14 protein-coding genes and 2 pseudogenes are annotated in these 15,039 nt (G+C 72.6%); 9 read left to right on the top strand and 7 right to left on the bottom strand.

Annotated elements, in window-relative coordinates:
• Positions 1-8: 8 nt before the first annotated feature.
• Both ACIBO8_RS32415 and ACIBO8_RS32410 read right to left on the bottom strand, forming a co-directional pair.
• The gene (locus tag ACIBO8_RS32415; RefSeq protein ID WP_396119224.1) at positions 9-1,151 is read right to left on the bottom strand and encodes a TolB family protein; all 1,143 of its coding nucleotides are present in this window, start codon (positions 1,149-1,151) and stop codon (positions 9-11) included.
• A complete protein-coding gene (locus ACIBO8_RS32410) occupies positions 1,148-1,678 on the bottom strand; it encodes a SigE family RNA polymerase sigma factor (protein ID WP_396119223.1) in 531 nt (176 codons plus the stop codon). Before ACIBO8_RS32410 ends, ACIBO8_RS32415 begins: the two co-directional genes overlap by 4 nt.
• A gap of 420 nt (positions 1,679-2,098) precedes the next feature.
• Between ACIBO8_RS32410 and ACIBO8_RS32405 the strand changes: the two genes are divergently transcribed.
• From ACIBO8_RS32405 to ptsP, 6 genes are read left to right on the top strand one after another with little or no spacing between them, the layout of a single operon-like run.
• Positions 2,099-3,166 (top strand): PTS transporter subunit EIIC, encoded by a 1,068-nt coding sequence (locus ACIBO8_RS32405; protein WP_396119222.1) that lies wholly within the window; start codon positions 2,099-2,101, stop codon positions 3,164-3,166.
• 1 nt (position 3,167) lies between these two features.
• On the top strand, positions 3,168-3,488 hold the full coding sequence (locus ACIBO8_RS32400) for a PTS lactose transporter subunit IIB (protein ID WP_396119221.1): 321 nt from the start codon (positions 3,168-3,170) through the stop codon (positions 3,486-3,488).
• A gap of 13 nt (positions 3,489-3,501) precedes the next feature.
• On the top strand, positions 3,502-4,254 hold the full coding sequence (locus ACIBO8_RS32395) for a magnesium transporter MgtE N-terminal domain-containing protein (RefSeq protein WP_396119220.1): 753 nt from the start codon (positions 3,502-3,504) through the stop codon (positions 4,252-4,254).
• A complete protein-coding gene (locus ACIBO8_RS32390) occupies positions 4,251-4,703 on the top strand; it encodes a PTS sugar transporter subunit IIA (RefSeq protein WP_396119219.1) in 453 nt (150 codons plus the stop codon). Before ACIBO8_RS32395 ends, ACIBO8_RS32390 begins: the two co-directional genes overlap by 4 nt.
• The gene (locus tag ACIBO8_RS32385) at positions 4,700-4,972 is read left to right on the top strand and encodes an HPr family phosphocarrier protein (protein WP_396119218.1); all 273 of its coding nucleotides are present in this window, start codon (positions 4,700-4,702) and stop codon (positions 4,970-4,972) included. Before ACIBO8_RS32390 ends, ACIBO8_RS32385 begins: the two co-directional genes overlap by 4 nt.
• Complete coding sequence (gene ptsP / locus ACIBO8_RS32380; protein ID WP_396119217.1) at positions 4,965-6,590, top strand: phosphoenolpyruvate--protein phosphotransferase; 1,626 nt, start codon at positions 4,965-4,967, stop codon at positions 6,588-6,590. The genes ACIBO8_RS32385 and ptsP overlap by 8 nt, the downstream gene beginning before the upstream one ends.
• Here the strand turns inward: ptsP and ACIBO8_RS32375 are convergent.
• The 4 genes and pseudogenes from ACIBO8_RS32375 to ACIBO8_RS32360 all read right to left on the bottom strand — a co-directional run.
• On the bottom strand, positions 6,574-6,981 hold the full coding sequence (locus ACIBO8_RS32375) for an arsenate reductase ArsC (RefSeq protein ID WP_396119216.1): 408 nt from the start codon (positions 6,979-6,981) through the stop codon (positions 6,574-6,576). The genes ptsP and ACIBO8_RS32375 overlap by 17 nt on opposite strands.
• Entirely contained in the window at positions 6,978-7,715 is a 738-nt protein-coding gene (locus ACIBO8_RS32370) for an aquaporin (RefSeq protein WP_396119215.1), read from the bottom strand. Before ACIBO8_RS32370 ends, ACIBO8_RS32375 begins: the two co-directional genes overlap by 4 nt.
• Entirely contained in the window at positions 7,702-7,992 is a 291-nt protein-coding gene (locus tag ACIBO8_RS32365) for an ArsR/SmtB family transcription factor (protein ID WP_396119568.1), read from the bottom strand. The genes ACIBO8_RS32370 and ACIBO8_RS32365 overlap by 14 nt, the downstream gene beginning before the upstream one ends.
• A gap of 63 nt (positions 7,993-8,055) precedes the next feature.
• Positions 8,056-8,355 (bottom strand): annotated as a pseudogene (locus ACIBO8_RS32360) (ArsR/SmtB family transcription factor); the annotation flags it as partial.
• Between the two features lie 115 nt (positions 8,356-8,470).
• Here ACIBO8_RS32360 and ACIBO8_RS32355 point away from each other — a divergent pair.
• The 3 genes and pseudogenes from ACIBO8_RS32355 to ACIBO8_RS32345 all read left to right on the top strand — a co-directional run.
• Positions 8,471-9,829, top strand: a pseudogene (locus ACIBO8_RS32355) (NAD(P)-binding domain-containing protein); the annotation flags it as partial.
• A gap of 257 nt (positions 9,830-10,086) precedes the next feature.
• Positions 10,087-11,289, top strand: a complete 1,203-nt coding sequence (locus tag ACIBO8_RS32350) for an MFS transporter (RefSeq protein ID WP_396119214.1) — start codon at positions 10,087-10,089, stop codon at positions 11,287-11,289.
• A gap of 653 nt (positions 11,290-11,942) precedes the next feature.
• Positions 11,943-13,217 (top strand): hemolysin family protein, encoded by a 1,275-nt coding sequence (locus ACIBO8_RS32345; protein ID WP_396119213.1) that lies wholly within the window; start codon positions 11,943-11,945, stop codon positions 13,215-13,217.
• 3 nt (positions 13,218-13,220) lie between these two features.
• Here ACIBO8_RS32345 and ACIBO8_RS32340 read toward each other — a convergent pair whose 3' ends face one another.
• Entirely contained in the window at positions 13,221-15,023 is a 1,803-nt protein-coding gene (locus ACIBO8_RS32340) for a glycoside hydrolase family 15 protein (RefSeq protein ID WP_396119212.1), read from the bottom strand.
• Between the last annotated feature and the right edge of the window lie 16 nt (positions 15,024-15,039).

Below are 15,039 nucleotides of genomic sequence, written 5' to 3'. Positions count from 1 at the left end.
TCGCATTCTCAGCGCGTGTAGGCGACCAGATCCAGGCCCTTCAGCTCGGCGGGCTCCCTGGTCTGCACGAGCAGGGCGAAGTCGCGGTCGAACAGGGACAGCCGGTTCGTGCCGTCGCGCACCCAGCGGACCAGCAGATTCCCCTCCGCGTCGAACACCGCTCCGATGATCTTTCCGGCCACCGGGAGGGCCACGAGCTCGCCGGTCCTCGTGTCCAGCACCGCGTCCGCCGTACCCGTGGCAGCGCCCTCGGTCTGCACGGTCACGAGATCTCCGGTGGTGTCCACGCTGACCGGCCGGCACGCCGCCGGGCCGTCCGCCGGATCCTGATCGGGTACGGGGGTGCCGCTCGAAGCGTCGACGCCCGCCACCTCGAGCCCGCAGGAGGGCGTGGCGTACACCAGCGTGGTGCCGTCGCCCGACCAGCGGTAGTGCTCGCCCTCGAGGCCGCTGGGCAGGGGATCGAGCCGGCCGGTCGCCACGTCGAGCAGGCCCGGGTCGGTGGCGTCGATGAGCAGTCGCGCGCCGTCGGGCGACCACGCCGGCGCCTGGTCCGCCGAGGCGGTGCCGGCGAAGACACGCTGGGGCTCGCCCCCCGCAGTGCCGACTACCAGGAGCTCCCCTCCGGACACGTACGCGATCCGGGTGCCGTCCGGCGACACGCCCAGAGTGGAGAAGGGGGCGGAGAGTACGGTCTCCGGATCGCCGTCGCGGGTCAGCCGGACCAGGTTGCCGGTGGTGCCCGCGCCGTCGTAGAAGGCCTTCCCCGGCAGGGCGGCCAGCGAGGTCGACCGCGGCTTCGCGACCGTGGCGGGCTTGGGTCGCGGGCGGCCCGGCCGACCCGGAGGTCTCGTCGGGGCCGGCGCGGTGGAGGCCGTCCCCGCGGCCGAGGGGGAGGCGGCCGGCGCCTCCACGGCCGGGCTCAGCGGCACCGCCGCGATGCCGCGGGCACTCTGGACGGACGCGTGCGGCAGCTGCCAGAGTCCACTGCCGAGCAGGCCGAGCGCGAGCACGGCGGCGCCCGTACCGATCGCGGCTTCGCGCCGGCCGATGCGGCGCGACCGGCGCAGCGAGCGTTCGTAGAGGTCGGCGGGCGCGACGGTGCCGGCCAGGTCGGTCAGCGACTCGCGCAGCGGATCGCGACCCGTCACCGTGGACCCTCGTGGACGTCGGCCAGCCCGCGCAGGTCGGGCACCAGGGCGCGGAGCCGGTCGAGGGCGCGGGCGCACTGGGTCTTGACGGTGCTCACCGACACGCCGAGCAGCCGGGCCGCCTCGACCTCGGTGTGGTCCTCGAAGAACCGCAGCACGATGACGGCGCGCTGCTTGGGGCTGAGCGCGAGCAGGGCCCGGCGCAGCGCGACCCGGTGGACCGCGGCCTCCGCCGGGTCGTCGGTGGTGCCACCCCGGGGCTCCAGGTCGTCGCCGGGAAGGACCTCGGCGACCTTCGGCCGCCGCCAGAGGGAGACCTGGGCGTGATACATGACCTTGCGGGCGTACGCCTCCGCGTTGCCCGGACACTCGAGTCGCGACCAGGCGCGGTGGGTGCGGGCCAGGGCCTCCTGCACGAGATCCTCGGCGAGGTGCTGGTCGCCGGTCAGCAGGAAGGCCGAGCGGAGCAGGGCGTGGGAACGGCCGCGAACGAATGCCGCGTAGGCAGCATCGCTGATGTCGTCCATTCCCCGCAATCCGATCGGCCCGGCAAAGGAGCCGTGAGCGTACCGGGGCCGGTCAATCACCGCCTCTGGGCTCACGAGGTTCCTCCCTCCTGCTGCCGCGCCGGGTTCGGTGTGAGGCCGGCACCCCCCGTTTTCGGTGCCGGCCTCACCCCGTACGCCACACAGGACGCGGATCCGGGCGCGGCCGGGTGACAGGCCGTTCGGCCGATTCTCCGTATGGGACGAACGGCCGGGACGTCCCGGAATGGTTGAAGGGCGCCACTATCCCGGCTTTGTGCGCATTGGCCGATCGAAAACCGATGGTGCGCGCACGTTCGCGCAGAGGCACCGAAATTTCCGGTACGGAGCCCGCGGAGCAATTGACACTAGGTGATCTCGTCGGTACAACAAAGCCACCTTCCCCCTTTGAGGAGCTCTCCCGTGGCAGAGCTGTACGCGCCCGCTGCCCAGGACACCGGCGTCAAGGCACGTGTGCAGCGCTTCGGTGGCTACCTCGCGGGGATGGTGATGCCCAACATCGCGGCGTTCATCGCCTGGGGACTGATCACCGCCCTGTTCTTCGAGAAGGGCTGGGTGCCGAACGACAAATTCGCCGCCCTCATCGACCCGGTGTCGCACGTCCTGTTACCGGTCCTCATCGGATACACCGGTGGCCGCATGGTGCACGCGCAGCGCGGCGCGGTCGTCGGCGCCGTCGCCACGATGGGCCTGGTGGTCGGCTCCGAGTCACCCATGTTCTTCGGCGCCATGATCATGGGACCGCTGGCGGCGTACGCCCTCAAGCTCGTCGACGGCCTCTTCGCCGGCCGCATCAGGCCCGGCTTCGAGATGCTGGTCGACAACTTCTCCGCGGGCATCGTCGCCGCCCTCGCGGCATTGGCGGGCGTCCTGGCCATCGGCCCCGTCATGCGCCTGTTCACCGCGGCGGCCGGTAACGGGGTCCGGTTCCTCGTCGAGCACCACCTGCTGCCCGGCGCCGCCGTCCTCATCGAACCGGCCAAGGTGCTCTTCCTCAACAACGCAATCAACCACGGCGTGCTGGGCCCGCTGGGCATCGCCGAGTCGTCGGACTCCGGCAAGTCGATCCTCTTCATGCTGGAGACCAATCCCGGGCCGGGGTTCGGCATTCTGCTCGCGTACCTGCTCTTCGGTCCGAAGGCCTTACGCCCCAGCGTGCCGGCCGCGATGGCCATCCAGTTCCTGGGCGGCATCCACGAGATCTACTTCCCGTACGTGCTGATGAAGCCGAGCATGGTGCTCGCGGCGATCTGCGGCGGCGCCGCCGGGATCATGACCTTCATGGTGACCGGTGCGGGACTGGTGGCCACGCCGTCGCCCGGCAGCATCTTCGCCTACCTCGCCGAGACCCCACGCGGTGGCTACTTCGGGGTCCTGGCCGGGGTGGTGGTGGCCGCCGCCGTGTCTTTCGTGGTCGGTTCCCTGCTGCTCGGCTTCGGACGGCTGGCCCGCGACGAGGAAGGCATCTGAGGTGAGCAGCATCGACGGCGCCAGCGTCCGCAAGCTGGTGGTGGCCTGCGACGCGGGCATGGGCAGCAGCGTCATGCTCGCCAGTCAGCTGCGCCGCGAGCTGCGCACGTGTCCGGTGACGATCGAGCATCACCCGGTGGCCGCCATCCCGGCCGACGCGGACATCGTCCTCTGCCAGGCGGCCCTCGCGGAACGCGCCCGGGTCGGCGCGCCGGGCGCGGTGGTGGTCGGCTTCCGCATGTTCCTCGGCGATCCCGAGGTGGCGCGGGTGGTGGCCGCCGTCAAGCAGGGCGGCGTCGTCGTCGGCACCACGGGAGGCTGACGTGCTCGGCGCCATGCCGACGGGACACGTCGTCACCATGCTCAACGCCTCGCCGCCGCAGCGCGCGGTCGGCGTCCTGCTCGCCATGCCGCGGGACCGGATCGACGCCCTGCTCGCCGCGATGGACGGGCGGCTCATCGCCAGGATGCTGATCGCCGCCGAACCGGAGCGACGGGCGGCGCTGCTCGGCCACCTCGACGACGCCCGCCTCGCCGCCGAGCTGGCCCTGCTCCCGCTGACCGAGGCGGCGGCGGTGCTGGCCGCGCTGCCGGCGACCCGGGCCCGGCCGCAGCTCGACCGGGTCACGTCGGAGAACCTGGCGATGCTGCTGGACGCGATGCCCGGGCCGCAGCGCCGGCGGCTGGTCGACGTCCTCGATCCGCTGCGCCTGGCCGATCTGCGCCGGGTCGCGTACGAGAAAAAGGTGATCGAATCGCTGCGCCGCACCGCCGCCGGCCTGCACTGGGTCCCCGACGACCCGGGCAGCAACCTGCTCGCCGGGGTGATGCACCGGTTGTTCGGCATCTCGCTGTGCTATGTGGACCGAGGATCGCTGCAGTCGGCCGCCGTGGCCGCCGCGCAGCGGGTCTTCGCCGACCAGCAGGTTCACGGCCTGCTGCTGGTGACCAACGCCGCCCCGAGCGTGCAGGCGACGGAGATGCTGACCGGCTCGGATCATGGTGGTACGCCCACCCTGGTGGTCACGTGGGATCCCGACGACAATGACGGCGTGCTGGGACGTGCGCTGGTGAGGCTCGCCGGATGACCATCGACCTGCGGCCGGTCCTCGACGCGGCCGCCGTCCGCGTGCACGAACGCGCCACGGACCGGGTGGCCGCGATCCACCGCTGTGCCGACGTGCTCGAGGAGATAGGCGCGGTGCACCGCTCGTACCGCGAGGCGATGCTCGACCGCGAGTGGGCCATGTCGACCTACCTCGCCGAGGGCGTCGCGATCCCGCACGGCCTCGACATGTCGCGCGCGCTGGTGCGCCGGGACTCGCTCGCCGTGCTGCGCTTCCCGGACGGCGTCGAGTGGGACGGCGCCACCGTCACCGTCTGCGTGGCCATCGCCGCCCGCGGGGACGGGCACGTGGCTCTGCTGTCCGCGCTCGCCCGGATGCTGGTCGACCCCGTACGCGCGCAGGCTCTCCGGGAGGCGGACGACCCGGAGACCATCGTCGGGATGTTCCATGCGGAGGACGACGAGCCATGATCCGTACGGTTCTCCTGGCCGGGCGCGCCGGCCTGCACATGCGGGCCGCCTCCCGGATCGCCGTGGCCGCGGCCCTGCTCCCGGTGCCGGTCACGGTCCGCACACCGGACCGGCCGCCGGTCCGGGCGGACAGCGTGCTCGCCCTGCTGACTCTGGGAGCGCTCTGCGGCACCGAGCTCATCCTGGAGGCGTACGGCGAGGGTGCCGCCGAGTCGCTCGACCGGCTGGCCGGACTGTTCGCCACCGACCTGGACGTGGCGGGTGCCTGAGCTGCTGCGCGGCCTCGGGGCGAGCGCCGGCACGGCCACCGGGCCCGCGTACCGGCTCGCCGACCCGCCCCGGCTGCCGCCGCCCCGCCCGGTCACGGACGCCGGCACCGAGGTGGACCGGGCGTACGCGGCCATCGAAGCCGTGTGCCATGACATCGGGCGGCGCGCGGCCGAGGCCGACGGCACCGCCGCGGAGATCCTGCGGGCGCAGGCCGCCCTCGCCACCGACCCCGCCCTGCGGGAGGGCGTCGCGAGCGCCGTCCACTCCGGCCTCGAGGCTCCGCACGCGGTCGCGGCCGTGCTCGCCGACCACCGATCCGCGCTCCTGGCCGCCGGTGGCCTGCTCGCGGCCCGCGCCGCCGACCTCGACGACCTGCGCGACCGCGTGGTGGCGCACTGCCTCGGCCTGCCGATGCCGACGCTGCCCGAGCCGGGCTGCCCGTTCGTCCTGGTAGCGGTGGACCTCGCACCCGCCGACGCCGCCCTGCTCGACGCGGCCCGGGTGCTGGCCGTGGTCACCTCGGCGGGCAGCTTCGTCAGCCACACCGCGATCCTGGCCCGCGCCCGCGGACTGCCGACCGTCGTGGCGTGCGGGGGAGCGCTCGACATCGCCGACGGCACGATCGTCACCGTGGACGGCACGGCCGGCCGGGTCACCCTCGGCCGCGCCGCCGAGGTCACCGAGGACCCGCCCGTCCCGGCTCGGGAGGAACCCGCCGACCTGCGCGGCCGCACGGCGGACGGCCACCCGATCGCCCTGCTCGCCAACATCGGCGGCGCCGCCGAGCTCGACGGCGTGGCGGTGGAGGGCGTCGGCCTGTTCCGCACCGAGCTGCTCTTCCAGCACCACATCGACCCGCCCACGCCCGAGGAACAGACCGCCGCGTACGCCGAGGTGTTCGCCGCGATGCCGGGCCGGCAGGTGGTCGTACGCACCCTCGACGCCGGCTCCGACAAGCCGCTTCCCTTCCTGCACGAGCACGACGAACCCAACCCCGCGCTCGGCATCCGCGGCCTGCGCATGGCCCGCCGCCGCGGCGACATCCTGCGCACCCAGATCGCCGCCATCGCCGCCGCCGCCCGCCACTGCACCGCCCGCGTTGCCGTGATGGCGCCGATGGTCACCACGGTCGCCGAGGCCGCCCAATTCGCCGCGCTGTGCCGCGACGCCGGCCTGCCGACGGTCGGCGTGATGGTCGAGGTGCCGGCCGCCGCGGTCCGGTCCGCGGAGATCCTCCAGGTGGTCGACTTCCTCAGTGTCGGCACCAACGACCTCAGCCAGTACGCGTTCGCCGCCGACCGCCGCAGCGGCGAGCTGGCCGACCTGCTGGACCCGTGGCAGCCGGCCCTGCTGTCCCTGATCGCTCTGTGCGCGGCGGCGGGCGCGGCGGTCGGCCGGCCGGTGGGGGTGTGTGGCGAGGCGGCCGCGGACCCGGCGTTCGCGGTGGTGCTGGCCGGGCTGGGGATCACCAGCCTCTCGATGTCACCGGCGGCGGTGCCGGGGGTGCGGGCGGCGCTGGCGGCGTACACGTCGGACGAATGCCGGGCAGCCGCCCAGCAGGCGCTCGCCGCAGCCGATCCGGGGGCCGCCCGTGCCGCGGTCAGGCTGCCGGGATGAGCTCGGCCAGCAGCTTCTCGACGCGGGCCTTGATCTCGTCGCGGATCGGGCGTACGGCGTCCACGCCCTTGCCGGCCGGGTCGTCGAGTCTCCAGTCCTCGTAGCGCTTGCCGGGGAAGACCGGGCAGGCGTCGCCGCAGCCCATGGTGATGATGACGTCGCTGCTTTCGGCGGTCTCCCGTTCGAGCTTCTGCGGCAGGCGCCCGGTGATGTCGATACCCACCTCGCGCATCGCTTCGACCGCGGCCGGGTTGATCCGGTCGGCGGGTGCCGAGCCGGCGGAGCGGACCTCGACCTTGTCCCCGGCGAGGTGCCGCAGCCAGCCCGCGGCCATCTGGGAGCGGCCGGCGTTGTGCACGCAGACGAACAGGACGGACGGTTTGGTGCTCACGGCTTCTCTCCCGGGAGTGAGCTGGGGACGACGACCTTGCCGGCGTCGGCGCCGGCGTGGGGGTAGAGCGCGGCGGTGAGTCCCAGGCCGACGAGCAGGCCGACGAGCTGTGCGCCGACGTACGCCGGCACCGAGCTCGGGGCGATGCCGGCGAAGGTGTCGGTGAAGGCTCGCCCGATGGTCACCGCGGGATTGGCGAAGCTGGTGGACGACGTGAACCAGTACGCCGCCCCGATGTACGCGCCGACGGCAGCGGGTGCCACGGCGGCACGGCCGGAGCGGACGAGCGCGAAGATCAGCAGGAGCAGGCCGGCCGTGGCGACGACCTCGCCGAGCCACAGGTGGGCGCCGGTGCGGACGGTGGTCGAGATGCTGACCGGGGCGCGGTCGAACATCGTGTTGGCCAGCACCGATCCCGCGATCGCGCCCAGGGTCTGTGCGGCGGCGTAGCGGGCGAGGTCCTTGCCGGTCAGGCCGGTCCCGTGCCGGCGTCCGAGCCACCAGTCCGCGGCCGACACCACCTGGTTGAAGTGGGCGCCGGAGATCGGGCCGAAGGTGAGGATGAGGGCGCCGAGGGCGAACGCGGTCGCGATCGAGTTCTGGAGCAGCTGCAGGCCGACGTTGCCGGGCGACAGGCTCGTGGCCATGATGCCGGAGCCGACGACCGCCGCGACCAGCATCGCCGTGCCGGCGAATTCGGCGAGCAGACGCCGCCAGGTCTCAACGCGATTCATGCGCTCGGAACCGGTCGGCGTTGGCGCGTGCTCGTGCGGCGAGGTCCGCCAGGTGAAGCGCGGCGCCCTGGAGGGCGGCCGGGTTGAGGCGGTAGTAGGTGAACCGGCCACGCGGCTCGGCGCTCACGACCCCGGTCTCGCGCAGCAGCTTGAGGTGCCCGGACACGTTGGGCTGCTTGGCGCCGGTGTCCGCGACCAGGTCCGAGGTGGTCGCCGGACCGTCAGCGAGGATCTGCACCAGCCGCGCCCGGAGGGGATCACCCAGCAAGCGGGTCACATCAGGCTGAGGTGATATCACTTCTCGCTGATCCGTGATGGCCGCCGGGTCGTCGGCGCCGGTCAGGACGCCGCCCAGCAGGTCCAGCGCGTCGCGCCGGGCCCGATAGTAGACCCAGACGCCGCGGCGCTCGCAGTCCACCAGTCCGGCTTCCCGCAGCACCCGCAGGTGATGCGAGATGGTCGCCCCGGTCACCTCGAAGCCGTCGGTCAGATCGCAGACACACACCTCGCTCGTCGACGCGATCAGGGACAGCAGCCGTAGCCGTACCGGGTCGCTCAGCGCCTTGAACAGCGGTGCGAGCCGGCCCGCGACCTGCGACGTCAGCGCCTGGGCCGACAGCGGTGGACAGCACGCCTCCATGGACGTGGCTTCGAGCACGGGAAGAACCGACACCCGAATAGCTTGACAGTCGTCTAATCGGAATGCAAGGTGGGATGGTCACTTCGACAACGATCAAGATGATGGGGGATAGGCCATGGGTCAGCACCAACCTGGTGGACCGTGCTGCGGGACTGCGGAGGCTGCCGCCGAGGCGAACGCCTGCTGTGCTCCCGAGGCGAAGGCCGAGGCGGTCGCCGCGGGAGCGTCGTGCTGCGGCGACACCACCGACGGATCAGCGCAGAATGATGAGTGGCCGGTCGTGGTCATCGGCGGCGGACCGGTCGGGCTGGCCGCGGCCGCGCATCTCGCCGAGCGAGGGCTGCCGTTCCTGGTGCTGGAGGCCGGGTCCTCGCCCGGAGCGGCGGTAGCCGAGTGGGCGCACGTACGGCTGTTCTCGCCGTGGCGCTACGACATCGACCATGCCGCCCGGCGACTGCTGCAGGCCGCGGGCTGGGCCGAGCCCGATCCGGAGGTGCTGCCCACGGGCGGCGAGCTGGTCGAGGCGTACCTGCAACCGCTGGCGAAGCTGCCGGCCCTCGCCCCGTACGTGCGATACGACGCCCGGGTGGTCGCGCTGGGCCGGGTCGGCCTGGACCGGGTCAAGACCGCCGGGCGGGAGCACGCGCCGTTCGTCGTACGCCTGGCGAGCGGGGAGGAGGTGCTCGCCTCCGCGGTCATCGATGCGTCCGGCACGTGGCGTACGCCGAACGTGCTCGGCGCGAACGGCCTGCCGGCCCGCGGTGAGCGCGAAGCCGCGGACCTCATCAGCGGGGCGCTGCCCGACGTGCTCGGCGCCGAGCGCGGCCTCTTCGCCGGCAGGCACACCGTCGTGGTCGGCGCCGGCCACTCGGCTGCCAACACTCTTCTCGCGCTCGCGGAATTGGCAGAGCAGGAACCTGGCACCCGGATCACGTGGGCCACCCGCGGCGGCAGCATCGACCGCGCCGTGGGAGGCGGGGACGCCGACGCCCTGCCCGCGCGCGGCGCGCTCGGCACCGGCATACGACTGCTCGTGCAGAACGGCCGCATCGAGCTGGTGACCGGTTTCGCCGTACAGGCCGTCACTGCCGTCGACGGGCGCGTCGAACTGACCGCGGTGGACGGCCGCACCGTGACCGCCGACCGCATCGTCGGCGCGACCGGTTTCCGGCCGGACCACGCCGTCGCCGAGGAACTGCGCCTCGACCTCGACCCCGCCCTGGGCTGTACGCGCGCGTTGGCGCCGCTGATCGACCCCAACGAGCACTCCTGCGGCACGGTCCGCCCGCACGGCGTCGACGAACTCACCCAGCCCGAGCCCGGCTACTACGCCGTCGGTATGAAGTCCTACGGCCGCGCACCTACGTTCCTGCTGGCCACCGGCTACGAGCAGGTGCGTTCCATCGCCGCTGCCCTGGCCGGGGACTGGACCGCCGCCCGGGACGTGCAACTGGACCTGCCCGAGACCGGCGTCTGCTCCGCGACCCTGGGCGCGAAGGCGATGCTCGACGACGCCGCCGCCCGATACGGCCTCGCCCCGGACATCCCGGGGCGGCTCGTGTCGATCGCGCTGCGGCACCTTCCGGAGAAGGGTTCGGTCGCCGGGGCCACCCACGCCGCGGCCGCCGAGCTGGGCCTCGACCCGGAGGTGGCGCTGCAGCTCGCCGCCCTCGCCGGCGACCAACTCGACGACCGGCCGGCGGCCGAGGTGAACGCGGGCGGCTGCTGCGGGTGATCCCCACCCGAAACGCCGCGGTCATCCACCGGCAGACCGGCCGGATGACCGTGGCGGCGCTCGCGATCAGCCAGACGATCGGCTACGGCACGCTCTCCTACGCGTTCGCCGTCCTGCTCGAACCGGTCGCCACCGACCTGCGCACCAGCACCACCGCGGTCACCGGCGCACTCACCGCCAACGTCCTCACCGCCGCGACGCTGGCGATCCCGGTCGGCCGCCTGCTCGACCGCCACGGCGGCCGCGCCCTGATGACCACCGGGTCCCTGCTCGGCGTGCTCATGCTGGTGGCGTTCAGCGGCATCCGGAACCTGTGGCAGCTCTATCTGGTGCAGATCGGCATCGGAGCCGCCGGTGCAGCCAGCCTCTACGAAGCCGCCTTCGCCGTGGTCATCGCCTGGTTCAGCGCCGAACGCCGCGCCGCCGCCCTGCTCTCGCTCACCGTCGTCGCGGGCTTCGCAAGCAGCATCTTTCTTCCCCTGACCGGCTGGCTCACCGATGCCCACGGCTGGCGCGCCACCCTGCTCGTCCTCGCCGCCATCCATACGGTGACTGTGCCGCTCCACGCCCTCACCGTTCCGCACCCGCACCGCCCACGGGCCGCGACAGCCGCGCCGCCCTCGACCGGCACCGTCCGGGCCGCGCTCGCCGACCCCGGATTCTGGTTGCTCGCCGCGGGCCTCACCGCGCACACCGCCGCCGTCAGCGCGCTCACCGTGCACCTGGTGGCGGCGCTCGTCTCCTGGGGGCACCCGCCGTCGACCGCCGCCACCATCGCCGGCCTGCTCGGCGTGCTGTCCGTGGCCGGCCGCCTTCTCACCACCGGCCTGCAACGCCGCTTCCGCACGGCGACCGTCACCGCCGTCGTCTTCGGCGTCCAGGCCGCCGCCGCGCTCGCCATGCCGGTCGTCGGCGCCACCACGGCGGGCGCGATCGGCGCCGTCATCGGGTTCGGCATCGGCTTCGGCGTCGCCACGATCGCCAAGCCCGCCCTGCTCGCCGAGCGGTACGACATCAGCCGCTACGCCACCCTCGCCGGCGCCCTGGTCGTCCCCACAACGCTCGCGAAGGCCACCGCACCGCTGGCGGCTGCCTGGCTTCACACCGCGACGGGCAGCTACACCGGTGTTCTCATCGCCGTGGCGGTCTGCTGCACGCTGGCCGCCGCCGGCATCGGTTCCCGCGCTGGTTCTCGATGAGAACGAGCAGGGTTTTTCAGCGAGCCGACCGGCGAGATGCTGGTGTCGGCGCCGGGGCAGATCCACGAGGCTTCCTGCGCGTCCACGCGTGCCTCTAATGGATGGCTGCCCGGATGCAGAGGGCACTCCGGCCATGACGCGGGATAGCCCTTCCCGGGAAGGGCTTCGACCAGCCCGTCGGCGATCTGGTCAGCGAGCTCGGCCAGCTCCTCGGCTGAGATTTCCCCGCATGGGACCAGAACTTCCAAGCTGGAGCTGTCGTCAGGTGTGATGCGAACCGCGACTTCGTTCCTGTGTCTCGATCCGACCGCCTCACAAGCGACCCGGAGCGGGTAGGTCGCACTCACATCCCGGAGGACGGCGGTCAACAGCTCCGGCAGCTGCGCAGTCACATTCGCGACCCTACTCCCGCCGATTCCGGCTTCGGCTGCCTCGCACTTTGAGTGCACTCAATGGCCTTCCGGCCTCGAGGCCGGCCGTCGTGGCGAAGTCGCCGCCGTCCTTCCGGAAGCGTGTCAGCGACGGCCCGTGATCGGAACGAACGACCGCAGCACCGGCCTCCGCCGCCCCGATAGCCAGGTCCCGGTCCGCCGTCGACATGCCGCCACCATAGATGGGCGTTCCGCGCACCGGATCGGGGTAAGGGTACGCGGATGGGTGGCTATGGCTGGCAGATCGCGCTCGTCGTGATTCTCGTCCTGCTCAACGCGGTCTTCGCCGGCAGCGAGATGGCGCTCGTCGCGTTGCGCGAGAGCCAGTTGCAACGCCTCGAACGCGAGTCCCGCACCGGTGCGACCCTGGCGCGGCTGGCACGCGACCCGAACCGCTTCCTGGCCACCATTCAGATCGGCATCACCCTCGCCGGGTTCCTCGCCTCGGCGGCCGCGGCCGTCTCCCTGGCGCAGCCGTTGATCGGGCCGCTGGGCTTTCTCGGCGGCGCCGCCGAGCCGGCCGCGATCATCGTGGTGACCGTCGTGCTGACGTTCTTCACGCTGGTGATCGGCGAGCTGGCGCCGAAGCGGATCGCCATGCAGCGGGCGGAGGGATGGGCGCTGGCCGTGGCGCGGCCGCTGGACGTCCTGGCCGCCCTCGCCCGGCCCGCGGTCTGGCTGCTGGGCAAGGCCGGTGACGCCGTCGTGCGGATCGCCGGGGGTGATCCGGACGCCGCGCGGGAGGAGGTGACCAGCGAGGAGATCCGCGACATCGTCGCCGGGCAGGAGAGCTTCTCCGCCGAGCAACGCTCGATCATCAGCGGCGCGTTCGAGATCGCTGACCGTACGCTGCGCGAGATTGTCGTTCCGCGGCGTGACGTGGTGACGCTGCCGGCGGTGTTGCGTGCCGAGGAGGCGCTGCGGCAGCTGGTGGCGGCCGGGCACTCGCGGGCTCCGGTCACCGGGCCGTTGGGGCTCGACGACGTGCTCGGGGTGGTGCACCTGCGGGATCTGGTCGAGATGGACGGTCCTGTCATCGCGTACGTCTTCGAACCGCTCTTTCTTCCCGAGACGCTGAAGGTCTCCGATGCGATGCACCAGATGCGCCTGCAGCGCCAGCAGTTCGCGCTCGTGGTGGACGAGCACGGCACCGCCGGCGGCATCGTCACGATGGAGGACCTGGTGGAGGAGGTGGTCGGCGAGATCTACGACGAGACCGACCGGGACGTGCGCGCGGTGGTGCACGAGGACGACGGGGCGATGCTGCTGCCCGGCACCTTCCCGATCCACGACCTGCCCGACATCGGCGTCGACGTGGAGGGTCTCGAGGGCGGCTACACGACCGTGGCGGGCCTGGTGCTGTCCCGGCTCGGGCACATCCCCAGCGGGCCGGGGGAGGTCATCGAGGTCGACGGGCACACCGCCGAGGTCACCGAGGTCACCGGCCGCGCGATCACGGGCGTACGCCTGCGGGTGCTGACCACGCAGCCGGAGTAGCCGTTACTTCAGGCCCTCGCGTACCCGGGCCTCGGTGGGCGCCATCGCGTCGGTGAGCGTACGGGCGGTGTCGATCAGCGGCACGTGGCTGAACGCCTGTGGGAAGTTGCCCACCAGCCGGCCCTCGGCGGGGTCGTATTCCTCGGAGAGCAGCCCGACGTCGTTGCGCAACGCGAGCAGGCGCTCGAACACCTCGCGCGCATCCTCGTGCCGTCCCATCAGCGCGTAGTTGTCGGCGAGCCAGAACGTGCAGGCAAGGAACGCGCCTTCGCCCGGCGGCAGGCCGTCGACGTCGGTGTCCGGATGCTGGGTGTAGCGCTGGACGAAGCCGTCCTGAAGCAGGTGCCGCTCGATCGCCTCGACCGTGCCGACCACCCGCTCGTCGGTGGCCGGCAGGAAACCCACCAGCGGCACCATGAGCAGGGCGGCGTCCAGCTCCTCGGAGCCGTAGAACTGGGTGAAGGTGCGGCGCTTCTTGTCGTACCCCTTCTCCAGGATGTCCGCGCGGATGGCCTCGCGCAGGGCCTCCCACCGTTCCACCGGCCCGTCCAGGTTGAACTCCTCGACCGCCTTGACCGCGCGGTCCGCGGCGACCCACGCCATGAGCTTGGAGTGCACGAAGTGCTTCGGTCCGCCGCGCACCTCCCAGATCCCCTCGTCGGGTTCGGTCCAGTGCTGCTCGACGAAGTCCATGAGCTTGACCTGCAGCCCCCAGGCCGGGTCCTCGGCCTTGAGGCCCGCGCGCCGGCCCTGGTGCAGAGCGTCCATCACCTCGCCGTAGACGTCGAGCTGGAACTGTTCGGCGGCGGCGTTCCCGATCCGGACCGGGTTGCCGTCGTAGCCGCTCAGCCAGTCGGCGATGTACTCGTCGAGGCGGCGCTCGCCGGCCACGCCGTACATGATCTGGAGCTCGGCCGGGTTGCCGGCGATGGCCCGGAGCAGCCACTTACGCCAGGCCAGCGCCTCGCTCTGGAATCCTGAATAGAGCAGGGACTGCAGGGTGATCGTGGCGTCGCGCAGCCAGCAGAACCGGTAGTCCCAGTTGCGGACCCCGCCGAGCTTCTCGGGCAGCGACGTGGTGGCCGCGGCGACGATGCCGCCGGTCGGCGCGTACGTGAGGGCCTTCAGCGTCAGCAGGGACCGGACGACGGCGTCGCGCCACTCGCCCTCGTACGTGCACGCGGACACCCAGCCCCGCCAGTAGCCCTCGGTGGCCCCCAGCTCGTGCGCGGGGTCGATCGGCTCCGGCGGCGGGAGGTGCGACGGGCGCCAGGTCAGGACGAAGGACGTACGGTCGCCGGCGCCCACGGTGAAGTCGGCGCGGGTGGCCATGTTCTCCCCGCGGGTCTCGACGGGCGTCCGCAGCCACACGGCGTCCGGCCCGGCGACGGCGACCAGGTCACCCCTCTCCCGGTAGACCCACGGCACCACCTTGCCGTAGTCGAAGCGCAGGCGCAGGCGCATGGTCATCGGCACCTCGCCGCGGACGCCCTCGACGATCCGCACCAGGTCGGGGGCCTCCCCGCGGGGCGGCATGAAGTCGATGAGCCGGACGACCCCGTCGGCGGTCTCGAACTCGGTCTCGAGCACCAGCGTCTCGGGCCGGTACCGGCGCCGGACGGCGGTCACCTCGCCGGCCGGAGCGACCGTCCAGTGGCCGTTCTCCTCGGTGCCGAGCAGCGCGGCGAAGATCGCGCCGGAGTCGAATCTCGGCACGCACAGCCAGTCGATGGACCCGTTCCGCCCCACCAGGGCCGCGGTCTGGGTGTCGGCGATGATCGCGTACTCCTCGATGGGCAGCGCCATGAACCGTCTACCTACC

It is taken from the genome of Actinoplanes sp. NPDC049681, assembly GCF_044465265.1.
In the GTDB taxonomy this organism is placed as follows: domain Bacteria; phylum Actinomycetota; class Actinomycetes; order Mycobacteriales; family Micromonosporaceae; genus Actinoplanes.
This window is presented reverse-complemented; position numbering and strand designations above follow the sequence as displayed.